Raw genomic sequence first — 25,577 nt, 5'->3', positions numbered from 1 at the left:
GGCTTGGCGTAGGATTTTTAAAAGATAAAATATTTGCGCCATCTACGGTTGGAAAACTACAGCAGTGACTACACCTCAAATGCTATGATGCAGGATAGGATTTTAGTGCGTATCTATAAATTTCGTTTGTCTAAACGCCGTCTTTTGTTGAGTATTTTGGGCTTCTAATAAATTTTCGAATTGACAAAGGCAATTTGCTAATACCGGATGTATAGTGATAACTTTAAGGTTCGAGAAGGCTACATTTTTATTTCAAGGAATAGGTTTTATCTTTGTAGTGTAGGAATAATTTTTACCAACTATCATAACCTCTGAGGCTAAATCAATCTCAAATCGTATCAATTGCGTAATCATCGTAATTGCTAGGTAACCTTAAGAATTGCACTACCTAAAGCGTAAAAAATGTTGACGCATCGCTAAAAATCGTCAATAGCAGAGGAATGCTAGTTTTAAATACAACAATTAAATAAAATATTGCTGGCAATTCAACTGATTTTTTATTTCAAAGATACAGAATCTTACTTTTGCTTGTACAACGGTGTAAGATTTATTAGATTTATACCATGGCAAAAATCATGATTTTAGAGGATGATATAGATATCAGAACCGTTATGAGCATTGTATTATCAGAACAACATGAAGTTATTGCGGTAGATGATCTCGAAAATTGGATGTCGCGCATACTGGAAAATTCTCCTGAATTGATCATTATTGATATTCTTTTGGGGGTGGTCAATGGAATTGAGGTTGCGAAATGGGTTAAAAGCAATCCATATACAAGTAAAACCAAGGTCGTGCTAACTACTGCCTCTGTGAGAAAGTTATCTAATGACGATGGATTTGATGCATATTTGGAAAAACCTTTTGAGATATCCGACCTTCAAAATTTGGCCAATAAGCTAATGTCGCAGAGAACTTTCTCGTAAAGTCTTTATTTTAAACTTGGAAACCTTTTGTGAAATTTATTTATTGGCCACTATCATCACATTGTGGCTTTTGCCTTAGTACGTCCCCCTTTTTTCATTTGAGTGAAAGGGCCTAAAACTTTAAAACGAAAGCAAACAAATAAAATTAAGTTTTGAAGAATCCGCGAGGATTGCGCAGTTCGCCAAACAGCTCAAAAACCCTCGTCGATATACGGATATTCTGTAAAGCCCAGTTGACCCATTTCGATCATGAAAGGATCAGAATTTTTTCTTTGAATTCTAAGGGAGGTAAAAAGCTTTCCTATCCCATAATTCCTTCTACATCCAAGAAAAAATGGGAATTACAATAACAGAGTAGATGAATGGTTTACATTTTCAGTGATAATTTTAAACTATAAAGTTATTTTTTGGTTGACTATTTATGGATAAATCAAAAAGAACAGTTGTAATTACGGGCGCTTCAAGCGGAGCTGGACGGGCAATTGCGTTAGCCTTTGCCCAAAATGGAGATCATTTGGTATTAGCTTCCAGGAATGAAAGAGCCTTGAATGAGATAGGTGAAGAATGTCGGGAGATGCAGGTAGAGGTGAAATGCATTGTAACAGATGTATCCAATTACCGGGAGGTATTGAATCTTGCCAGTGAAGCCTCGGAATTCGGCTCGGGAATTGATGTATGGATTAATAATGCAGGGATTTTAGCTATTGGTGAATTTGACAAAACCCCAATGGAAGTTACCGAGCAATTGCTGAGAACCAATCTTTTGGGATACATGCACGGTGCGCATGCTGCTCTTCCCTTTTTTAAACAGCAAGGACATGGCATACTCATAAATAATATTTCAATTGGCGGGTTTCTGCCAGTTCCGTTTGGCGTAGGTTATTCTGCCAGTAAATTTGGTTTAAGAGGGTTTTCAGCTGCATTAAAAGCAGAGCTGGTCAGTTTTCCGGATATTCACGTTTGCGATGCCTTTCCCGGGTTTTTAGATACGCCTGGAATGCAACATGCAGCAAATTATACAGGGAAGGCATTAAAACCTGGACCCATTGTGTACGACCCACTGCGGCTTGCTTTAGAGATCGTCGAACTGTCTAGAAGGCCAAGCTCAGAAAAGATGGTGGGTAGCTTCTCGGTAATGATGCGATATGCCAGCGCCCTTTTTCCAGGAATTACCCGCGGAATTGCCGGAGGCATCATTAAGGCCTATTTGAAGCAGGCAAACCCGATGAATCCTTCCAGTGGAAATATTTTCAATCCTGTACCTTACGGAAATGCTGTACATGGAGGTTGGGGAGTACCGGGAAAGCCCAAAGTTCACCGCAAATACATTGCTGCAGGGATGTTATTGATCACCGCATCGATACTGTTTAAAACTATCAAAAAATAGAGGTGAAACGAATTGTGTTTTTTGGGAACAGCCTTACAGCAGGTTACGGTCTGTCGGATCCATTGAGGCAGTCTATTCCAGGGCTTATTGCAGAGAAAATAAAACATCTGGGAGCCAACTATCAAGTTTACAATGCTGGAGTAAGTGGCGACACCACTACTTCTGCTATTAAGCGTCTTGGCAGTGTACTTGCGCACCCCATTGACCTGTTTGTGCTGGAGCTTGGGGCAAATGACTTTTTACGTGGCACTTCTGCAGAGACGATTTCTGGTAATCTTCAATATATTATTGATCAGGTGAAAATGCAACAGTCAGATGCCAAAATTTTACTTTTGGGCATCGAGCTCCCGCCCTGGGCGGTCTATTCTAATTCAGAAAACTACAATACGATTTATAAAAAACTGGCTGAACACAATGATATTACCCTTCTTCCTTCGTTTTTGAAAGGTGTGTCGGGAAGAAGAGAATTGAATATGTTTGATGGTGTTCATCCATTGGCATCTGGCTACGAGATTGCAGCCAATAACATCTGGCCGGTATTGAAAAATCTTCTATCGTTCTAAAGATGAAAAGAGCAACTATAAGCAAAATCATCGAAGTAGATAAATTTTTCACGGCACGTTAGGGAAGTAACTTTCAGTTATCCTCCATATTGATATTCTAAACGTATCGATCAGTATCTAAAAATGTAACCATTTATCTGACTAATAAAGCTGCGTGTTTTTGAATAACGATGTAAAGCAATACGAAAACACCCCAAATTTTCCACACATTTTGACTTTATATGAAAATAAGGATGTCGTCATTTTTTCTTTTCTGGCACTTTAGCACCTTCTTTTTTAGCTTCAGATAAACCAATGGCTATGGCTTGCTTTTTTGAAGTTACTTTTTTGCCAGTTCCGGTTTTTAACTCTCCCTTCTTCTTCTCATGCAAAGCTTCTTCAACTTTTTCGCCTGCTTTTTTTGAATATTTTGCCATAGTTATTATACTACTAGTTAGTTATCATTTGTTATGAAGACGTTGCACAAGCATAACCAATTCACGATTTCCAGAATAATTTTAAGGGATCAATTCCCATTTTTTATTTTGTAAACTTCTATAGAGTTCCCCAGACGGAATTGTTTTTTCCAATTGATCTTCCAGGCCTCTCACCTTAAAGTCTCCATTCTCAAGTTCTTCAATCATATCATAATAAATGTCATCTGCCTTTAAAAGTGATGGAATCGGAATTTCTTTTTTATTACCCATATCCTTAAAACTGCTATTTTTTTAAATTGTTTTGACTATTAAATTCAGTTATGATTAAAGGCAATCGAAGATATTAATTTTCTATTGGCTTAAGTTATATGTTCAAGGCCCATCTTCGCGCTCATGGCGCGAACTTTATCATTTCAACCGTTCCTTTGCCTCAATTAGCTGGTTGTACCAAAATTTTTGAGTGGAGAAATCTAGTGCCAATCCTGTTGCGCTTTTCTTTTAATCGTGATTTTTGCTCGTTCCATTCTAAAACCGACTTTCTCAGCAGCTTCACTTCTACCCAACATTGATACCCCTTCGCGGTTTAGACCTGATATATCCCTAAACTTCTGTAAGCTGAAGTTTTTTCCATAATATCTGGCAACTATGCGCGAGGTTGGTCCGCAATCCATTTGATCAGGTTATTTATAAAAAGTTAATTGTTTCAATACATATAAGTTAAAAAATGGAAGCCTTGATTTTATTCGTGCCTGTTGAATAAATAAATGAGCAACTACCCAATTATTTTTGGGCAAATAACTGCTTCAGTAAACCGCTAAGTTCATCACCTGTTAGATTTCTGGAGAGCACTGCTATAGCATTTAATCAAATTGAGAGAAAAAAATTCATCATCAAATATTTGGGAGAAAAAGTAGTAAAGGCTGTATCCGGATTAATAATCCGATACAGCCTCGAAATTGACACTTCTTTTATGGATGACCCGAACCTCCGGCAGCACCATAAATTTGTCCGGTAGCATAGCTTGCATTTTCATCTGCAAGTTGAACATAAATGGAGGCCAGCTCAGCTGGCTGTCCTGGACGTTTCAGTGGCGTCATAGCACCGAACTTTTCGATCATGTCTTGAGGTTGACCACCACTTGTCTGTAATGGCGTCCACACTGGGCCTGGCGCGACACCATTAACCCGAATTCCCTTTGGACCAAGCTGTTTTGATAACGATTTTACGAAAGCAACATTGGCTGCTTTGGTTTGTGCGTAGTCAAAGAGGTTCTCAGAAGGATCGTAAGCTTGCACTGAGCTGGTAGAAATAATTACTGACCCTGGTTTGAGATAAGGCATTGCAGCTTTTGTGATCCAAAATGGTGCATATACATTTGTTTTTATGGTTGCATCAAAATCTTCATGGGTTAATTCATCTAGCGACTCAACTGCCTGTTGTCTTCCGGCATTATTCACCAAAATATCTATCCCTCCTAATTCGGCAGCTGCAGTTTCTACTAAATCCTTGCAAAAATCAGGTGAGGTAATGTCGCCGGGGATGGCAATAGCTTTTCTCCCTTCCTTCTGGATTATAGATATAACTTCATCGGCATCTTTTTGTTCTTCAGGCAGATAATTGATGACCACATCTGCTCCTTCTCTTGCATACGCAATAGCTGCTGCTCTCCCAATACCAGAATCTCCACCAGTTATTAATGCTTTACGCCCTTGCAGTCTCCCACTACCAACATAGCTCTGTTCTCCGTGATCAGGCTTTGGGCTCATTAACGAGGCTAAGCCTGGAGGCTGTTGCGGCTGTCTCTGAAATGGAGGGGCTGGGTAATTATTTAAGGGATTTATTAATTCTTTTTCTTCTCTTTTCATAGTTAACTAAATTTTTAATCAAAAGTGTCACGATTACGATGACTACTCTTTCTTTAACATGACTCATTCATTCTTTGTTCCTGTTATTTTCACTTTTTTAACGAGGAATGCTATACCTGGAAAAAGTCATTTAGCACCTTAGGTTAAAGGAATAAGAAATCTGTAGATAAGAGCGAGATAAAATTCAACAAGCAACTTTAATGTTTTATGGGCTTAACTACACTACAATCTCCAAGAAGAGCTTTTTTATAGCCATTTACTGCGCAAATAAAAGATGAATGGACAAATGTTTGAGGAAAATTTCCAAGTATACAGCCGCTATTTATATCAACCTCTTCTGCGAAATATCCCAAGTCTGTACTGTAACTAAGCACCTTTTCCAAGATAATTTTAGACTTTTGAAGTTTTCCTGCAATAGCATAATAATGAGCCATCCAACAACTGGCAGCTAAAAAAACCCCTTCTTTTTTGGAATCAAATTCAAGTAAGTTTCGTCTGTACAAGTTGTCATCATTGTAATCGCGCTCCAACTGGAATATTGTAGCTAGTATCGCAGGATCTTTATCCTCATAGATTCCAAATGGTACAAACAATGCAGCAGTCACGTCTACTTTATCAGAACCGGCATGTACAGCGAATGCACCTGTACTTGTTATGCATTTTTCTTTTATGAATTTCCTGATTAACGATGCATTTTTTAGCCACCTCTTTTTAATTTCCTCATTCTTTTGATACGGAGCAATCAATTCCAACCCTCTCGCAGCAAATGCTTTGCTAGAAGTATAATGTTGTAATTGCTCCTCTTCCCAAATGCCATTATCTTTCCTTTCCCAGTTTTTACAAATATAATCTGCTATTTTTTCAACTGTTTCCCAATACATCACCTGCCCTGATTTTTGATATATTATGCTGCAGGCAATTAAAACATTACCTTCCGCATCGAGTTGAAATTGGTTGGCGGCAGAATTACCGATCTGAACAGGCTGGCTTTGCAAATATCCTTCAAGTGGAAGTTCCCTTGTCTGACTCGAAACCGAGTTCTGATCAATGGAATAGAAGCATGATATATGATCTTCATGATTTTTTTCCATAGCACCTGATATAAAAGCGAGGAATTTTTTTTCTAACTCTCCATTGGTGATAATCTGCGTGAGTGAAGAGGTGATTAAAGCTGCATCCCGCATCCAAACAAATCTGTAGTCATAATTTCGTTTTCCGCCAATTACTTCAGGTAAAGATGTGGTCGCGGCCGCTACAATTCCACCAGTTGGTTCATATACCATTTGTTGTAATGCCCTAAGAGAATACCGCACCTGATTTTCGTATGGACCATGATAATCGACAAGAGTTTCCAATTTCTGCCACTTTTCTATGGTTTTCTGTAACATTGCCTGCACTTGATTGTCGCCTAGATGATCGGCTGTGCCCAGATACGCGTAAGCACTTTCTCCCTCCTCAATGACTAATTTGATGCAGCCTTCTACGATTTCGCATGCATGAGAGCTCCATAAATACAGACCGCATTTTTCAAACCTGATCACTTTTGGTGAAAGTTGGATGCATCTTTCTTCTTCAAGACCATAATCTGCTCGTAACCTGATAATATTTTCAATGCGTGACGGAGCAGGACTAAACATCCGACAAATCCCTCTGACATCTTTTTCCATGGCCATAAAATCGGTAATAGTGAATCCACCTCCTTCGACAGAAAAATACGTCTTAAGCACACTACTCCGACCTTCAAATTGCCTTCCAAGAAAGCGCTTATCATCCGCCTGTACCTTCCAGAATCCGCCTTTTTGAGTATCGATTAACGAAGAAAAAATAGCAGCTGCATCAAATCGTCCAGGACAATACCAAGAAATTGTTCCTTCACGATTTATTAAAGCACAACTTTGACGATCACTAATAACCGCCAAATCGCTAATTAATTCCTTATTGCTCATCACTGGATCCCCCCTGTTAAAAAAAGAATATTTTCGTGAAGCACTGCTGGCTTATATTTCGAAAGATCTCCCGGGAGATAGCTATTTTTAGTTTTTATCATACGCTATAAATTAGATAATAGAACAGGGAATTTTACATCTTTGTTCCAATAGTTCTGCATAAAATTTATAGCGTCTATCAAGTCAATCATCAAAGCCCAATGCTTTAGCTTGGGAGCACTTTTTTAAATTCCTGCGAGGTCATAAGCAATGGTGTAGATATGCAGGATTAGCAATACTATGATAAACCAGATGGCAATTACGTTATTGGTTTGGAAGAATATATCCCGATAAAGGCACACATCTGGCTATCCAGGCAGCCAGACTTGCAGGATATCCGATCAAACTCGATCTCAATTTGAGAAGCCCTGAAATTTCTTGGCTTTTAAACATTAAACTTTATGACTTAAAGCACGGGTATACTTAAATATTCAACAAAAATATCTGTTTATGGCCATAATCGCTACGCAAATTTATAAGAGGTAACAAATTCGAAAAAATCACGTTCGTTGTCTTTATAATCTTTGAAATTTGCACGTAGTGTGTAACCTTTTTCAATAAGATCCTGTTTTTTCATTTTCGAATTTATTTCATCGTAATTTGCTTGAATATCTCTTATTGTTGAGGCATAATCAGCAGCATCGTCATGAAGATTTGGGGCATGTTCATTAATAAATTTAACGACCTGGTGGTAAGGTGCATTGCGCTGATCATATCCCTCCAGATATTCATCATTGTTATCCACCAACGCATTATGTTCAAAACCCAGTAAAAGCCTGGTGAGTTTGATCTTTTTTTCTGGATTGCTCAAGAATTTCTTTGCCGGATTATATTTTACAAATCGGTTATTGCCACCGGAATTTGCCCAAATTTCAGAGATTGCAATTTTTCCAACAAATTTTTCAAACAGTTGATCATATAACAGGCCACTATACCAGTTTTCGCCCATCTGACCATAATCATTACCGAATTGTCCTGCTACTGCTTCAATCGGAATCACCGAAATCTTGAGATTGCTCATTCTTTCAACCAAGCTGCTATCAGATTTCATTCGATGTAAAAGATGTACCAGTCCCACCGCCGCCCCGCGGCCGTGACCAGATAGGATCAGTTCTTCAATAGCATTATTTTTAAGTGTTTCATTTATAGCATTAAGTACATAAAGAGAGGCTTTTTCAGCATCATCGTTTTTATAACCCCTATCGCCCCCGGTGTAAAATTTTTCAATACATTTGATGTCCCGATTTTTGTTAAAGAACTGATACTGCATGGTATTGCTGCCTATTTGTAATTCCGCAACTTTTAAATCCTCCTCATAAAGATTTTTGTAAATTGTCCTTTGCGATCCGACTCCGTTAATATAAATCTGATGCTTCGCGTTAACATCATTCATAAATCGCTTCAGCTGGCGCTTAGTGGACTCACCACTTCCACAGAAATAAACAAACAATTTCTTTGAATCTGATTTGATTTCTGGCTTATCAAATAGTCCATTATCAATGTTTACTGGTTGAGGCGTAGTAAACGGCAAGATGACAGTTTTAGCCAGATTTACCAAACTTGTTACACCTACACCGATCCAATACGGTTTAACAGACTTAATCATCGCCTGCTCAAGCTGAGGAATTTCCAGCACTTCCAGAAACATTCCTATACAAGATATCAATAATTCGGAATCATTTATGGTCCACCTTTTTCCGTTAATTTGATTCTTGATCAGTTTTGATACCAGGTATAGCGCATATAATACAATAAATAGTGTTTTAATTATTTTAAAAGAATCCTTTATAAAGGTTTTGAATTTATCCCATTTGCCGGGCTCCTCATATTCATCATCGTAATATTTAATCTCACCACTTTTGAATAATTTTGATACCATATATCCAATAGCAGCGAAGATAACCATGGCAAAAATTATTTTTTTGGTTATTTCCAGATGACGCCTTTTAACATGAATACACATAAAATCCAAATCGGCTTCCTCATCTGCGAGCAATATATTTGTAATTTTATTTGCTGTGAATCCGTAACTGATATAACTTAATATATCCGATATGGTATCAATCAAATCTTTACGTGGTATGACTTTATCTACTTTTGTAGTTACGCTTTTGGCCAGGTTTTGTATACTGATATCTTTACCCGGACTGAAACTCGTAATGGTATTCATTTGGGTTTGTGTCTCAACGAAATGTGAAGCTTTTTTGATTGGATAAAATATTGTTTTAGAAATCGAAACACCGAACTCTATCCATTTCATTACTTCTTGAGTTCTATCCAGGGAGGAAGACTCAAAGATTTTTACACTATTGGCCATGTTAAGCGATTTTAAAACTATTTATAAAATTTTGGTCTTCTTTTTTGAATGGGGCTTCATTATGTGCAAGCTTGTATCCCACTGTCACTGGAATTGCAATGACTAACGCAACTAAATCGGCAACACTTAAATCATCCTTAGCTAATTTTTTATACAGGTATGATAGTATGGGTATATTCACAGCTGTGTACAGTAATTCACCCAAAAAATCTACTGTCTTAAAAAGCAAATCAAATATCAGTTCAGTGATTTTCTTTGCCACGTCTAAAGCGAGTAGTACGAGTTTATTGGCAAACTTTTCTATAAATTCCCCAAAACCAATTTGCCCCTTAAGTAATTGAATTAATAAATCACCCATATCTGACGGCACACCATTTTCTTTTGCCTCGGTCAGGATTGTTTTTTCAGTTCCACTTTCGAGCGCTCCTGGCTTCAATTTAGCCTCCGCACCAAAGGCCACATCTTTTTTGCTATTTAACCAGTTGGTACGGGAATCTACAGACTCTTTTTTAGCATTATCAGCCATCATGTCCAAAAGGTTAGCACTTTTCAGATATTTTTGATCTATTGCTTTACCAAGTTTCTCATATTTAGCGCGCAAATCAAGAATATAACTTACTGCCATTTCCTTATATGAGTCTATATTAAGTTTGGCTTCTTCCAGATAATTTAAACCAATTTGTTTCAATGCACGCTTGGTTGTAATAATATCGTCCCAATCGAAAGCAAACGCGAGCGTTTCGTATAAATCTTTGAAAAACACTTTTAATTTTTCAAAAACTCGTTCCAGAAATGATACTGCAGATTTAATTTTATCCACCACCCATCTCACTATTTTTCCGCCAACTTCTATGACAAAAGTTACCACTGCACCAACTTTTTCTACAATAAAGCTTGTTATCTTGGTAAAACCTTGTTTTACGCTATACCAAAGGTCGCCCATAGCATACCCAAGTTCAGAAAAAAAGCTGTATTCACCTTGAGGCACGAGAGTTGCAGCGAGAATTCCAGTTTGATGGTGTGGAGCTGGGGTGGAAGTTTTAGTGTTCAAACGATCACTTTCGTCCAATACCTGCTTCAATATAGTTGCAACTTCATCCACTTCAGATTTCGTAAATGCCTGCTTTAAAAGCGGCGAGCCATCGGGTCGTTTTAGTGCTAAAAGATCAGCTCCGGATTTGATAGTATCTTGCAAAATCGCACGTATACCTTTTGAAGGATCAATTTCTATGCTATTGGGTAGAAAAGATGCACTAATAGTAACTGCGGGAGCAGCCAGACTATTTACAGGATAAATAAGGTTTACCGACGACTGAAAATCGATGGCTACCCGATTTCCTACGGTAAGAAAATATTTTGTATTATTGATGTACAAAATTGTATTCTCTTCGGCTGAAATATAAATCTGATCAAAAGTCTTCTCTGTACCCAATTCAGGAATAAAATCTAGATCGACGGTGTAAGATTCAATTTCTATAACACTGTTCAGATCATCCAAGCTGATGCGGTTTTCCTGCCAATTAGTGCTTACTCTATCCTGCCAGAAATGAATTAATCCTTTGTTGCCATCAGTAGTTTTTCCAAAAATAAATAATTGATTGGCAAAATTCTTTCCTCTAATACTGGAAAAATCACTAATATCAGCATGCATCTGAATTGGAGTTGACCAATTGGAGTGTAAGTCTTTGCCCCCAGAATATTGTGCCTGATGATATTGGTTGGTGATGTAATATAAACTTTTGTTACTATGCTTTTCTCCTACCGCCCAGATGCTAATTTCCTGCATATCTTGCGAGACATCTAATTGTGTATAGCGAATTTCGCTCGCCGCAATTTCCTCTTTATCTGACTCGTGGGTTTCATATCTGAAAACCCCTTTTCCCGCAACGTAGATCACACTGTTTCCATCTGAATCGGGCAACATGTCAAAGCATTCTATGGTATCATCAATATCGAAACGTCTTTGAATCATTTCCGTCTCACCATCTTGTAAAAAGGACTGAAAAACCAATGTCCGTTTATCAAAGGGCATATCATATAAAACAAATACACCATTAAAACCGAAGAGCACCCCAACCTTAAGTTGTTTAACTCGTCCGGTATTTTCTGGAAGGATGCAAATCTGAGGTTTGTTACCATAGATGAAGTGATGGTATAGTGCATCTGTATCTTTAGCCATGGAGCTAAATAAAACACCCTTGCTATCCATGCTGATTTGATTAATTAGCCTGTTGGTATGGTCAAGAAAAATGGCTTCAAAATTCAGTGCACTTGCAAGGTTGTTCAAGTCTGAAGTAGCATGAATTGTTATTTGCTGCGATACTTTCAGTTCTGATTTACCTTGATTTACCTGAGCGAAAGATAGCCTAAAATGGCCGCTTTCTTCATCGTAGTAAAAGTCAAAACTTGACACCTCATATTTCGCGTCAGAAATTTTGGCGATTTGCCAGCCAGATCCGGTTCCAGAACTGGAAATAATGGCCGTAAGCACTCCAGATTTATCAATGTAGAATATTATAGAGTCATCTGTACCAAATTTCAATGATTTAAGCCCTTTTCCCACATCTATTGCGGTCTCAGCAACATAGTTTTGCATCAGTTCTGCTTGATAATTTACAGTGATATCTGGTAAACTAATGAGTGTTTTTTTTGAGGAATTGTCCATCGTGCTATTTTATTTATTGGTTGTGGGCGCGTATGAAATGTCAAAAAGTATCGCATCCTGATCATTAAACTCGTCTGTCATTGATCGGATATTTTTAAATGTATAAGTGTTTGAACCTGGCAAAATCACGCGGTTAGAAAAGTTATTCAGATTATTGAATTCCACCTTGCTGAAGGTAGACTGGTCGAATTGAATAATATTTCTACCTTTTTCCGAAAAGAGCATTTTTAATCCTTCAACTGTTTCCAGGGGATCCAGAAAATAAGATAAGGTGTCCCATATTTTGTCAGTAGTGTCTTTATACTCCACACTTTCAGTAATATTTCCAATTGTGGGATTTATATATTCGGAAAGAATAGCCAACTGTCCCGATACGGAGGCTTGCAAAAACAATGTGAGCTTGCCATGTTTGCCAGTTTGTCCATCAATTTCATAACGCCCCTCACTTGAAAACCGCTGGTCGACACCGACGGTTCCTGCGGAGAATCCAAAGACCTTTTTAGATATCTCTTCATGTTTTTTACCATCCACAGTAATGGGATACTGAATTTCGAGCGCGGTGGAACCATCAGATTTTATTTTATTGAGTAAACGTGGCTCATGAAGAACGATAAACATTTTTAAGCCGCCTTTAATGAAAACGAATTTGGTATACCCCATCTCGTTTATTATCCCGTAATATAACTGAGGCTGATTTTTTTTAAAACTGCTGTCGAAATTATCTATAACAGCCTGATTAAGTTCTTTTAAATAAATATCCCTGAAAGTTGGATAGTTGATGGCTATCGTGCCATTGCCACCTGAGGATTTGTCACGGCTCTTTTCAATAAGGTTATGTTTTAATATTCCGCTCCCGCCTACAGTTGGGAATTTATTATTGTTAACGAGCATTAGAAAATTGAAAGAAGATGCTCGAGCTTCGATGCTTTTAGATGTTGAAAAAGATGCACCAGTTGGATACAACATAGCGCGCTCAGTCGCCTTGATTGTTCTTTTTTTAATGGCGTATCCTAGAACGTATGGATTTTCGGTATCACTTAATGCTTTAAAATAATTTGTTATGGAAAGCAGGAGAAAAGTTTTTGTTTTCTGGACATCTGGAAGATTGCTCTTTGTTGTGCTGAAAGACGAAATATTGACATCGTTAAAATTGAGAAAGATGGATTCAATTGTAAAATCGTCTTCTGTAAATCCACTGTCGCGTAACGTTTTTTCCTTGTCTCCGGTGATGTACATCTCATCTTTGCTGATTTTTACTTTCCCGATGGGTACAGTAAAAGCATAACTTTTTCCCGCCAAATCTGCTGAACAAAAAACATTATTTTCAATATAATTGAGAGTTCCGCGTTCAAACTCCAGAATAAACAGCAGGGAAAAATGTTCATTTTCTACGATCTCGACTTTAGGGCTTTTGATGATCGCATCCACCATCACATCAAACTTTTGTAATGCAGTCAAACGGCTGGATACAAATTTCTCTTGCTGGATTATAGTATCTTTTTGTTCGTCGATTGCTGCAGCTTCACCAAATCTTTTTTCCTTCAGTGCTTTTGAGACTTCACTCGTTAGTGTGTCGACTTGATTTTTCAGGCTGATCTGTTCTTGAAGAAGGCGATCGGTTTTTAACCAATCTTGTTTAATGCTTGCAAACCCCGGATCTGAAGAAATCATACGTTCATTGCCGTGAATATTACTCATGACGTTAAACTCTGATTTAATCTTCTTCTGTCTGAACAGGAAATCAAATTCCTGATTGATTTTATTTTCAGACAATGATAAAACCATGTCATAGTAACCCAAGTTAATATTGCTATTAATCATTATTTTAGTTTGCTTATTTCCCATATGGATGGGCGTTTTTGAGAAAAGTTAATTTTATATTTTATTGTATTGTACGGGTAAAAACCAGCGAGCATTACCTGTTTATAATGAATAAGTCAGCATTTATACATTGATGGGCAATAACGATCTTCCTTTTACAAGCGTTGTTTTACATCACCAGTTTATTCCCAGATTTATTTCAAAAGCGCCTGCTGTATATCCCCTTAGCTGACCAGTTTGGACGGTGTACGCAGTGTTAATAGTGTACTTTTTACGATAATGTACACCAACACCGAAACTCGCAGCATTGCTGGTATGATACATTGCTGTGAATAAGAGCTGTTGATCTATCAAGGCTACTTGTCCACCAATATCAAAAATTCCTGAAAGTTCCTGAAAAGATCTGTAGGCTACTTTGGGTTGAAATTGGTTGGATCCAAAGTCGAAGTTATAACCAGCCGCGGCATATATAACGGGAGCATTAACCAGTTTGTAACTATCTCTTTTAAGGTAGTTTTTTAAGTTAACCAGGGCAAAGTCCAGATTAAGACCTTTACTGGTTAATCCAAGGCCGAAATCTCCATCGAAATACGTTCTGTGATCGGTGTTGTAAGCGCCTACCAAAACATCGTTAGGATTACCAATGAGATCTTGCATATCAATTCTTTGATTGATAAATCCTGCGGATATCCCAAAATGTAGCTTGCTCTCCTCACCTAAAGGTAAATGATAAGCGTAGGAAGCAAGCACACGGGTTTGACGCTGTAAACCTGCCTTATCCATATTCATATTTAAACCCACACCTACCTTTTCCCAACCGTAAGTAGCTGTTAAATTTTGCAATTCAGGGGCTCCAGGAATATTGTTCCATTGAGAGCGGTAAGACAGATCCACCGCTGCACCTTGATTAGTGCCGGCCATTGCAGGATTGGAAAGATAGGTATTATGAAAATATTGATTAACTAATGGACTGGTTTGTGCATTTATTTTACTGACCGATAAAACTGCGATGAGTATAAGTAAATTGGTTTTCATGCTTTTCATGTTTCTTAACGGTTTCTGATAATTGTGATAAATCCTTTTTGAACCAATTTATCAGGTCCGTAGGTGATAATATAATAGTAAGTTCCTTCAGCGAGATCATTTCCTCTCACTGTTCCTGTCCAACTGTTATCGTAGCTTTTCTTATTATAAAGTTCTCTACCATTGCGGTCAAAAATCCTGACTTCGTTATTTGGATACATATCAATATTTTCAACAACCCAGGTATCGTTAACGCCATCTCCATTTGGAGTAAGAATATTTGTGGCAACGAGTTTATAATCTTCAGCAACTTTGATCGTAATGTTTTGTGTGCTGCTGCATCCTGAACCGTTTGTTACCCGAACGGTATAAGTCGTCGTTTGCGTTGGACGTATCGTTAGTATTGAAGTATTTTGACCGTTGAGGATTCCATTGGCTGAAGACCAAGTATAATTTGTTCCTCCTGTGGCTGTCAAAATGATTGTTTCACCCTTACTTATCTCTGTAGTTTTATTACTTGAGATACTAATTAAAGGAGCTGCATTTATGGTCAAAGTGCCATTAACATAGACAAAATTATAATTATTTGATACTCCCCCAGATACCACGATTGGATAGGTTCCCGGAACATTTCTATTGGCTGTAGTTGCGGCAATTGGTTTTGTAATCAGTGAACTTTCAGAATCTGTACCTCTAAAACCTATATAGGATATTGAAAAAGAAGGAAAACCATCTGATTGACACATTACCGCATTGCCCGCAGTCACAGTAAGCAATGATTTTGTTATGGAAAGGTTAGCACCGGTAAATGTGATGCTATAATTTCCATTTAAAGCTATGGAACCAAGATTGATCGCATAAGTACCCACGTTTTCACCTGGTATTCTGGTTAAACTTCCCGTGAAAGTATCTGTTCCAACTAAAGCCGGAGCAAAGGTATACGTCAATGCAGGATCGGCATCTCCATAGGTTTTACTTTTTGCAGCCGCTGTTACCGTGATGGTTTTTGAACCGATCGTTAAATCAGCACCAACATAAGTAATGGTATAATTGCTGCTTAGTGCAAGTGTGCCCTGGTTGATCGCATAAGTACCCACGTTTTCACCTGGTATTCTGGTTAAACTTCCCGTGAAAGTATCTGTTCCAACTAAAGCCGGAGCAAAGGTATACGTCAATGCAGGATCGGCATCACCATAGGTTTTACTTTTTGCAGCTGCAGTAACTGTGATGGTTTTAGAACCGATCGTTAAATCTGCACCAACATAAGTAACGGTATAATTGCTGCTTAGTGCAAGTGTGCCCTGGTTGATCGCATAAGTGCCCACGTTTTCACCTGGTATTCTGGTTAAACTTCCAGAGAAACTGTCGCCGGTTACCAGTGCCGGAGCAAAGGTATAGGTCAATGCAGGATCGGCATCACCATAGGTTTTACTTTTTGCTGCCGCAGTAACTGTGATGGTTTTTGCGCCAATCGTTAAATCAGCACCAACATAAGTAATGGTATAATTGCTGCTTAATGCAAGTGAGCCCTGGCTGATCGCATAAGTGCCTACGTTTTCACCTGGTGTTCTGGTTAAACTTCCAGAGAAACTGTCGCCGGTTACCAGTGCCGGAGCAAAGGTATAGGTCAATGCAGGATCGGCATCACCATAGGTTTTACTTTTTGCTGCCGCAGTAACTGTGATGGTTTTTGCGCCAATCGTTAAATCAGCACCAACATAAGTAATGGTATAATTGCTGCTTAATGCAAGTGAGCCCTGGCTGATCGCATAAGTGCCTACGTTTTCACCTGGTGTTCTGGTTAAACTTCCAGAGAAACTGTCGCCGGTTACCAGTGCCGGAGCAAAGGTATAAGTCAGTGCAGGATCAGCATCACCATAGGTTTTACTTTTCGCAGCTGCAGTAACTGTGATGGTTTTTGCGCCAATCGTTAAATCAGCACCAACATAAGTAATGGTATAATTGCTGCTTAGTGCAAGTGTACCCTGGTTGATCGCATAAGTGCCCACGTTTTCACCTGGTGTTCTGGTTAAACTTCCAGAGAAACTGTCGCCGGTTACCAGTGCCGGAGCAAAGGTATAAGTCAGTGCAGGATCGGCATCACCGTAAGTTTTGCTCTTCGCTGCTGCCGTTACCGTGATTGTTTTCGTACCGATCGTTAAATCAGCACCAACATAAGTAACGGTATAATTGCTGCTTAGTGCAAGTGTACCCTGGTTGATCGCATAAGTGCCCACGTTTTCACCAGGTGTTCTGGTTAAACTTCCAGAGAAACTGTCGCCGGTTACCAGTGCCGGAGCAAAGGTATAAGTCAGTGCAGGATCGGCATCTCCATAGGTTTTGCTCTTTGCTGCAGCTGTTACCGTGATGGTTTTTGCACCGATCGTTAAATCAGCACCAACATAAGTAACGGTATAATTGCTGCTTAGTGCAAGTGTACCCTGGTTGATCGCAAAAGTGCCCACGTTTTCACCAGGTGTTCTGGTTAAACTTCCAGAGAAACTGTCGCCGGTTACCAGTGCCGGAGCAAAGGTATAAGTCAATGCAGGATCGGCATCTCCATAGGTTTTACTTTTTGCAGCTGCAGTAACTGTGATGGTTTTAGAACCGATCGTTAAATCAGCACCAACATAAGTAACGGTATAATTGCTGCTTAGTGCAAGTGTACCCTGGTTGATCGCATAAGTGCCCACGTTTTCACCAGGTGTTCTGGTTAAACTTCCAGAGAAACTGTCGCCGGTTACCAGTGCCGGAGCAAAGGTATAAGTCAATGCAGGATCGGCATCTCCATAGGTTTTACTTTTTGCAGCTGCAGTAACTGTGATGGTTTTAGAACCGATCGTTAAATCAGCACCAACATAAGTAATGGTATAATTGCTGCTTAGTGCAAGTGTACCCTGGTTGATCGCATAAGTGCCCACGTTTTCACCTGGTGTTCTGGTTAAACTTCCAGAGAAACTGTCGCCGGTTACCAGTGCCGGAGCAAAGGTATAAGTCAATGCAGGATCAGCATCGCCATAGGTTTTACTTTTCGCTGCCGCTGTTACCGTAATGGTTTTAGAACCGATCGTTAAATCAGCACCAACATAAGTAACGGTATAATTGCTGCTTAGTGCAAGTGTACCCTGGTTGATCGCATAAGTGCCCACGTTTTCACCTGGTGTTCTGGTTAAACTTCCAGAGAAACTGTCGCCGGTTACCAGTGCCGGAGCAAAGGTATAAGTCAATACAGGATCAGCATCTCCATAGGTTTTACTTTTTGCAGCTGCAGTAACCGTAATGGTTTTTGCACCGATCGTTAAATCAGCACCAACATAAGTAACGGTATAATTGCTGTTCAAGGCCAATGTACCCTGGTTGATCGCATAAGTACCCACGTTTTCACCTGGTGTTCTGGTTAAACTTCCCGTGAAAGTATCTGTTCCAACTAAAGCCGGAGCAAAGGTATAAGTTAATGCAGGATCGGCATCTCCATAGGTTTTGCTCTTCGCTGCAGCCGTTACCGTGATGGTTTTTGCACCGATCGTTAAATCAGCACCAACATAAGTAATGGTATAATTGCTGCTTAGTGCAAGTGTACCCTGGTTGATCGCATAAGTGCCCACGTTTTCACCTGGTGTTCTGGTTAAACTTCCAGAGAAACTGTCGCCGGTTACCAGTGCCGGAGCAAAGGTATAAGTCAGTGCAGGATCGGCATCACCGTAGGTTTTGCTTTTCGCTGCCGCTGTTACCGTGATGGTTTTTGCACCAATGGTTAAATCAGCACCAACATAAGTAACGGTATAATTGCTGTTCAAGGCCAATGTACCCTGGTTGATCGCATAAGTACCCACGTTTTCACCTGGTATTCTGGTTAAACTTCCCGTGAAAGTATCTGTTCCAACTAAAGCCGGAGCAAAGGTATAAGTTAATGCAGGATCAGCATCGCCATAGGTTTTACTTTTCGCTGCCGCTGTTACCGTAATGGTTTTAGAACCGATCGTTAAATCAGCACCAACATAAGTAACGGTATAATTGCTGCTTAGTGCAAGTGTACCCTGGTTGATCGCATAAGTGCCCACGTTTTCACCTGGTGTTCTGGTTAAACTTCCAGAGAAACTGTCGCCGGTTACCAGTGCCGGAGCAAAGGTATAAGTCAATACAGGATCAGCATCTCCATAGGTTTTACTTTTCGCAGCTGCAGTAACTGTGATGGTTTTTGCGCCAATCGTTAAATCAGCACCAACATAAGTAACGGTATAATTGCTGCTTAGTGCAAGTGTGCCCTGGTTGATCGCATAAGTGCCCACGTTTTCACCTGGTATTCTGGTTAAACTTCCCGTGAAAGTATCTGTTCCAACTAAAGCCGGAGCAAAGGTATAAGTTAATGCAGGATCGGCATCTCCATAGGTTTTGCTCTTCGCTGCAGCCGTTACCGTGATGGTTTTTGCACCAATGGTTAAATCAGCACCAACATAAGTAACGGTATAATTGCTGTTCAAGGCCAATGTACCCTGGTTGATCGCATAAGTGCCCACGTTTTCACCTGGTATTCTGGTTAAACTTCCAGAGAAACTGTCGCCGGTTACCAGTGCCGGAGCAAAGGTATAAGTCAGTGCAGGATCGGCATCACCATAGGTTTTACTTTTCGCAGCTGCAGTAACTGTGATGGTTTTTGAACCGATCGTTAAATCAGCACCAACATAAGTAACGGTATAATTGCTGCTTAGTGCAAGTGTGCCCTGGTTGATCGCATAAGTGCCCACGTTTTCACCTGGTGTTCTGGTTAAACTTCCCGTGAAAGTATCTGTTCCAACTAAAGCCGGAGCAAAGGTATAAGTTAATGCAGGATCAGCATCTCCATAGGTTTTGCTTTTCGCTGCCGCTGTTACCGTGATGGTTTTTGCACCAATGGTTAAATCAGCACCAACATAAGTAACGGTATAATTGCTGTTCAAGGCCAATGTACCCTGGTTGATCGCATAAGTGCCCACGTTTTCACCTGGTATTCTGGTTAAACTTCCCGTGAAAGTATCTGTTCCAACTAAAGCCGGAGCAAAGGTATAAGTTAATGCAGGATCGGCATCTCCATAGGTTTTGCTCTTCGCTGCAGCCGTTACCGTGATGGTTTTTGCACCAATGGTTAAATCAGCACCAACATAAGTAACGGTATAATTGCTGTTCAAGGCCAATGTACCCTGGTTGATCGCATAAGTGCCCACGTTTTCACCTGGTATTCTGGTTAAACTTCCAGAGAAACTGTCGCCGGTTACCAGTGCCGGAGCAAAGGTATAAGTCAGTGCAGGATCGGCATCACCATAGGTTTTACTTTTCGCAGCTGCAGTAACTGTGATGGTTTTTGAACCGATCGTTAAATCAGCACCAACATAAGTAACGGTATAATTGCTGCTTAGTGCAAGTGTGCCCTGGTTGATCGCATAAGTGCCCACGTTTTCACCTGGTGTTCTGGTTAAACTTCCCGTGAAAGTATCTGTTCCAACTAAAGCCGGAGCAAAGGTATAAGTTAATGCAGGATCAGCATCTCCATAGGTTTTGCTTTTCGCTGCCGCTGTTACCGTGATGGTTTTTGCACCAATGGTTAAATCAGCACCAACATAAGTAACGGTATAATTGCTGTTCAAGGCCAATGTACCCTGGTTGATCGCATAAGTACCCACGTTTTCACCTGGTATTCTGGTTAAACTTCCCGTGAAAGTATCTGTTCCAACTAAAGCCGGAGCAAAGGTATAAGTTAATGCAGGATCGGCATCTCCATAGGTTTTGCTCTTCGCTGCAGCCGTTACCGTAATGGTTTTCGCCCCAATAGTTAAATCAGCACCAACATAAGTAATGGTATAATTGCTGCTTAGTGCAAGTGTACCCTGGTTGATCGCATAAGTGCCCACGTTTTCACCTGGTATTTTGGTTAAACTTCCAGAGAAACTGTCGCCGGTTACCAGTGCCGGAGCAAAGGTATAAGTCAATGCAGGATCAGCATCTCCATAGGTTTTACTTTTCGCTGCAGCTGTTACCGTAATAGTTTTTGCATTAACCGCTAGTGTCTGCTGCACATCCGTTGCTGCATTATGAGAGGCATCTCCTGCCTGACTGGCCGTAATTGTTGACGAGCCAACAGCAATGATGTGAATCTTACCATTTACAATAGTTGCAACGTTGGTATTGCTACTGGTATAGGTAATAGGAATGCCCGAGTTATTACTCGTAGCTCCCGGATCAAAATCTACATCACCATAAGTTTTTGCAGGCAAGGAGTTGAATGTAATCGTTTGAGAAGTGCTTGGGGTTCCATCTACAAGTACACCGGCAGTACTGCCCACATTATTTAAGGTTGTATTTGCATTATTACCTACCGCATCCCTGATGGTAGCACCATTGATATTTAACGCACCTAAAACAATCCCATCCAAATCTCTGTCTGTACTGGCAATTGTGTATCGATATACAAGTGCAGAGGTGCCGCTCCCTGAAATATAGTTTGCACGTACAGTACCGCCAGTATTTAATATTACAGCGATAAAAGGTGTATTAACTGTGGCATCTACCGTAACCGCTTCTGAAAAATTAACCGTGAAATCAAGATTTTGTGAAGCGGTATAAGTACCATTAGCCGGAACAGCTACCGAGGTAACGGAAGGTGCAATTTTATCTATATTATATGTTTCTCCAATAAAGGGCAGATTAGTAATTGGGCCAGGCGAGATACCGGTAGAATTAGCAAGATTTAGCCTAATCGTTCCAGAACCTGTGCCCGTATTAATGGTTACAGTATAAGTAGTACCTGAACCAGATACGGAAGGCGAAATACCGTTTATGGTACCACTTGTGGTGATGGAAAAATTACTTGTGCTCAGACCTGTTACCGATTTATTAAAAGTAACGGTATAGGTTACTGCAGCAGCATTAGTTGGATTTGATGCCGCACGAACAATTGAAGTTACTGTGGCCTGGTTCATAACGGTTACATTTTTGGTAGCCGTATTACTATTTGCCGTACCATCATTTACGGTAAAACTTATTGTTCTTGTTGCAGTATTTGGTGAACCCGCTGTATTATTATAAGTAATTGATCTTAAAGCAGCCTGCCATTGAGCAAGCGTTGCATTTGCACCACTCGATGTTAATGTTAATACACCAGTCCCCGCCGAATAGCTGCCAACAATATTACCCATCGTTATGGAATTATTGGTAAAAGTTAAAACATCTTGTGTTGACAGGAAATTTCCAGTTATAGCAACAGTAGCTGAGCTTAAGGTAGAATTATCGATATCCGATACCGTTAAGCCATTATCTATCACTACTCCCGAACCCAAAAAGGTAGTTGCACCTCCACTAGTAGTTACTACAGGAGCTTGGTTGGCTGGTGTATAAGTAAAAGAAAACTGACTGGCAGCCGTATTGCCATTGCCTGCAGCATCCTGTGTCACATTAGCTGCAATATTTATCGTTACCGCACCATTTGCGGTTGGTGTTGCGTTAAAAGTATAAGTTGTTCCACTGCCCGAAAATCCACTGATAATGGTATTTCCAGTTGTAATATCTCCTGCCACAAATCCGGTTACGGATTCTGAAAAGGTAACTGTAAACGGAATTGGTGAGGTACTTGTTGATCCACCCGAGGCACCAGCCGTACTGCTGATCGCCACTGTCGGTGCTATATTATCTACGGTAACATTAGCATCATCTGTAACAGTGGTTTGGCCAACTGAATTTGTGGCGGTTACAGCTACATTTCTGCTGGTAGCAGCTATATTTCCGGCTACAATAGTGTAAGTAGCTGTCCAGGTTTCGTTACTGTTGGTTGCTGCAACTGCAACACCTCCGCCGAACTGACTGAAGTCTATAGTGACTGCTGTAACACCCGAATTATTATCGCCACTTGCTGTATTATTCCAGGTAGCTGTTACTACATCACCAATTTTGTATGCACCACCTATACCGTTTGCGCCGCTGATGCTGATTCGTGCGGCTGTAACGGTTGGCGCGGCGACATAGGTAAACTGGTCGCTGGCACTGGTCGCACTGGTGCCACCTGTTGTAGTGATGCGGACATCAACGGTACCTGTTCCTGCCGGTGCGGTCGCCGTGATCTGTGTTGCCGAGTTAACGGTAAAGCCTGTAGCCGCCGTAGCACCAAAGGTCACCGCGGTCGCACCGCTGAAGTTGGCGCCAGTAATGGTAACGCTAGTACCTCCACCGGTTGCCCCACTGGTTGGGCTCAAAGCCGTTACCGCTGGTCTTGCGATATAAGTAAACTGGTCACTAGCACTGGTCGTACTGGTGCCACCTGTTGTAGTGATGCGGACATCAACGGTACCTGTTCCTGCCGGTGCAGTCGCCGTGATCTGTGTTGCCGAGTTAACGGTAAAGCCTGTAGCCGCCGTAGCGCCAAAGGTCACCGCGGTCGCTCCGCTGAAGTTGGTGCCGGTAATGGTCACGCTAGTGCCTCCACTAGTCGGGCCGCTGTTTGGGCTCAAAGCCGTTACCGCTGGTCTTGCGATATAGGTAAACTGGTCGCTGGCACTGGTCGCACTGGTGCCACCTGTTGTAGTGACGCGGACATCAACGGTACCTGTTCCTGCCGGTGCGGTCGCCGTGATCTGTGTAGCCGAGTTAACGGTAAAGCCTGTAGCTGGCGTAGCGCCAAAGGTCACCGCGGTTGCTCCGCTGAAGTTGGTGCCGGTAATGGTTACGCTAGTGCCTCCGCCGGTCGGGCCGCTGGTTGGGCTCAAAGCCGTTAAGGTCGGTGCGGCGACATAGGTAAACTGGTCGCTGGCACTGGTCGCACTGGTGCCACCTGTTGTAGTGACGCGGACATCAACTGTACCTGTTCCTGCCGGTGCGGTCGCCGTGATCTGTGTGGTCGAGTTAACGGTAAAGCCTGTAGCCGGCGTAGCGCCAAAGGTCACCGCGGTTGCTCCGCTAAAGTTGGTACCGGTAATAGTTATGCTAGTGCCTCCGCCAGTCGGGCCGCTGGTTGGGCTCAAAGCCGTTACGGTTGGTGCGGCCACGGCCTGTGCATAAGTAATCGAAAACTGACTGGCTGCCGTATTGCCGTTTCCGGCAGCATCCTGTGCCACATTGGCTGCAACATTCATGGTTACCGCACCGTTCGCTGTTGGTGTTGCGTTAAAGGTATAAGTCGTCCCACTGCCTGAAAATCCGCTGATTGTTGCATTTCCAGGGGTAATATCTCCCACTACAAAACCCGTCACAGATTCTGAAAAAGTGACCGTAAATGGAATTGGTGAAGTACTTGTTGATCCACCCGATGTACCAGCCGTACTGCTGATCGCTATCGTAGGTGCTATACCGTCAACCAATACACTCGCGGTGGAGGCCACATTATTTAATGTCAGGGTCGCATTGTTAGTTGAAGCATCCTTAATCGTACCTCCGTTTAAGCCCAAAGTACCGATGGCAATCCCATCCGCATCCAGATCTCCACTGGCAACGGTGTAATTAAATGTTAAAGCTGAGGTGCCTGTACCACTAGTATAATTGGCTAGTTTACTCGCCGAACCTACCGTGAGGCTCAGTTGAGGAGTACCTGTTACCACTACATTGCCCGAAAATTTTATGGTAAATGATAGGATTTGTCCTATTATATAAGTAGCATTAGCAGGAACGGACACACTGGTTACGGTTGGTACCTGTACTCCACTTCCAACATTAAATTGTGTTAAGTTACCAGTACCGAAGCCCAGCCCAAAGTTAAAAGGATTATTAGCTGCATTGCTAGACCATTTGCCAGCACTGGTAATATCCGCTAACCAATCGGCCTTTGAACCGCTTGATATACTTGGCACATAGCTCATGTTTGGATAACGTGGGTCACTTGAGCTATTCGTTAAAAAGCCTATTGCATAGTTGGTACCTGCCAAATCGGAAGGTAACTCGCTGTAAAGAATACTGGTAGTTCCCGTATTTGGGCTACCTGTAACACTGCTCGGATTAACAAACCATCCACCTGAGCTATTGTTTGTTCCAGTAGTTCTAACATTATTAAAAGCATATATGAAGGATGGATTACCTTCTGTTCCCTGATAGATCAATAATTGATCTCCACTGGCGTTATTCCACGGTAGTGATGTAACTACGGAATTGATCCAGCCTGAAATTGATAAATCTGCACCTGGAATTGCCGAACCGTCTCCCTTAGCTGCAGATACTGTTTTACTTCCTGAAGAAGCCATATTCAGTTTGAATATGATTACTGTACCTGCAGGTATACTCGAAGATGTTGTCCATTGGATAGTTCCATCTAAGGTAGTACTGGTTGTAAAATTTCCGGGAGAACCATTGATCCAGCCCCTATCTGTGATATAGATTGTCTCATTAGCAGCAATCGTATTTAAAGCAACTACAGCAAAACTACGTACAGTAGATGAGGCATCAACATCACCGTTCATGCCGATAACCGCAAGATCGCCTTTAGATAAAGAAGCCCGTGCATGCAATACGCTGATTAACAACAGCGGGACAATTAACAAAAAACGGTATACCTTTTTTAAAGTGTAAAATTTCTTCATATAACAACTTTTTCTAAATCTTCAATACGATGGCTTGCGATAAGTAAAATAGTATAACCGGGATTGAAGGAAACCGGTTA

Annotated in this window: 13 protein-coding genes; 3 read left to right on the top strand and 10 right to left on the bottom strand. The window is 40.9% G+C overall.

What is annotated here, in order from left to right:
* Positions 1–563 precede the first annotated feature (563 nt).
* The 3 genes from ACJVDH_RS07950 to ACJVDH_RS07940 all read left to right on the top strand — a co-directional run bounded on the left by ACJVDH_RS07950 (position 564) and on the right by ACJVDH_RS07940 (position 2,876).
* The gene (locus ACJVDH_RS07950; RefSeq protein ID WP_443947031.1) at positions 564–926 is read left to right on the top strand and encodes a response regulator; all 363 of its coding nucleotides are present in this window, start codon (positions 564–566) and stop codon (positions 924–926) included.
* Positions 927–1,347: 421 nt separating this feature from the next.
* Entirely contained in the window at positions 1,348–2,313 is a 966-nt protein-coding gene (locus ACJVDH_RS07945; RefSeq protein ID WP_443947030.1) for an SDR family oxidoreductase, read from the top strand.
* A 2-nt stretch (positions 2,314–2,315) separates the two neighbouring features.
* The gene (locus ACJVDH_RS07940; protein ID WP_443947029.1) at positions 2,316–2,876 is read left to right on the top strand and encodes an arylesterase; all 561 of its coding nucleotides are present in this window, start codon (positions 2,316–2,318) and stop codon (positions 2,874–2,876) included.
* Positions 2,877–3,115: 239 nt separating this feature from the next.
* Here ACJVDH_RS07940 and ACJVDH_RS07935 read toward each other — a convergent pair whose 3' ends face one another.
* From ACJVDH_RS07935 to ACJVDH_RS07890, 10 genes are all read right to left on the bottom strand, one after another.
* Positions 3,116–3,292: a DUF6496 domain-containing protein gene (locus ACJVDH_RS07935; RefSeq protein ID WP_443947028.1), complete on the bottom strand. Its 177-nt coding sequence runs from the start codon at positions 3,290–3,292 to the stop codon at positions 3,116–3,118.
* A gap of 81 nt (positions 3,293–3,373) precedes the next feature.
* Positions 3,374–3,562 carry a hypothetical protein gene (locus ACJVDH_RS07930; protein ID WP_443947027.1) on the bottom strand — a complete coding sequence of 63 codons (189 nt, stop codon included), beginning with the start codon at positions 3,560–3,562 and terminating at the stop codon, positions 3,374–3,376.
* Between the two features lie 200 nt (positions 3,563–3,762).
* Positions 3,763–3,963 (bottom strand): cysteine peptidase family C39 domain-containing protein, encoded by a 201-nt coding sequence (locus ACJVDH_RS07925; protein ID WP_443947026.1) that lies wholly within the window; start codon positions 3,961–3,963, stop codon positions 3,763–3,765.
* A 297-nt stretch (positions 3,964–4,260) separates the two neighbouring features.
* Positions 4,261–5,157: an SDR family oxidoreductase gene (locus ACJVDH_RS07920; RefSeq protein ID WP_443947025.1), complete on the bottom strand. Its 897-nt coding sequence runs from the start codon at positions 5,155–5,157 to the stop codon at positions 4,261–4,263.
* A gap of 197 nt (positions 5,158–5,354) precedes the next feature.
* A complete protein-coding gene (locus ACJVDH_RS07915) occupies positions 5,355–7,103 on the bottom strand; it encodes a glycoside hydrolase family 15 protein (protein ID WP_443947024.1) in 1,749 nt (582 codons plus the stop codon).
* A gap of 502 nt (positions 7,104–7,605) precedes the next feature.
* Entirely contained in the window at positions 7,606–9,459 is a 1,854-nt protein-coding gene (locus ACJVDH_RS07910) for a hypothetical protein (RefSeq protein ID WP_443947023.1), read from the bottom strand.
* A 1-nt stretch (position 9,460) separates the two neighbouring features.
* Positions 9,461–12,124, bottom strand: a complete 2,664-nt coding sequence (locus ACJVDH_RS07905; RefSeq protein ID WP_443947022.1) for a hypothetical protein — start codon at positions 12,122–12,124, stop codon at positions 9,461–9,463.
* Between the two features lie 9 nt (positions 12,125–12,133).
* On the bottom strand, positions 12,134–13,969 hold the full coding sequence (locus ACJVDH_RS07900) for a hypothetical protein (RefSeq protein ID WP_443947021.1): 1,836 nt from the start codon (positions 13,967–13,969) through the stop codon (positions 12,134–12,136).
* Between the two features lie 150 nt (positions 13,970–14,119).
* Positions 14,120–14,980: a PorP/SprF family type IX secretion system membrane protein gene (locus tag ACJVDH_RS07895; protein WP_443947020.1), complete on the bottom strand. Its 861-nt coding sequence runs from the start codon at positions 14,978–14,980 to the stop codon at positions 14,120–14,122.
* Positions 14,981–14,994: 14 nt separating this feature from the next.
* Entirely contained in the window at positions 14,995–25,497 is a 10,503-nt protein-coding gene (locus ACJVDH_RS07890) for an MBG domain-containing protein (protein WP_443947019.1), read from the bottom strand.
* Positions 25,498–25,577: the final 80 nt, after the last annotated feature.

It is taken from the genome of Pedobacter terrestris, assembly GCF_052343045.1.
In the GTDB taxonomy this organism is placed as follows: domain Bacteria; phylum Bacteroidota; class Bacteroidia; order Sphingobacteriales; family Sphingobacteriaceae; genus Pedobacter.
The sequence above is the reverse complement of the archived record's forward strand: the minus strand, read 5'-3'. Positions and strand labels throughout refer to the sequence as shown.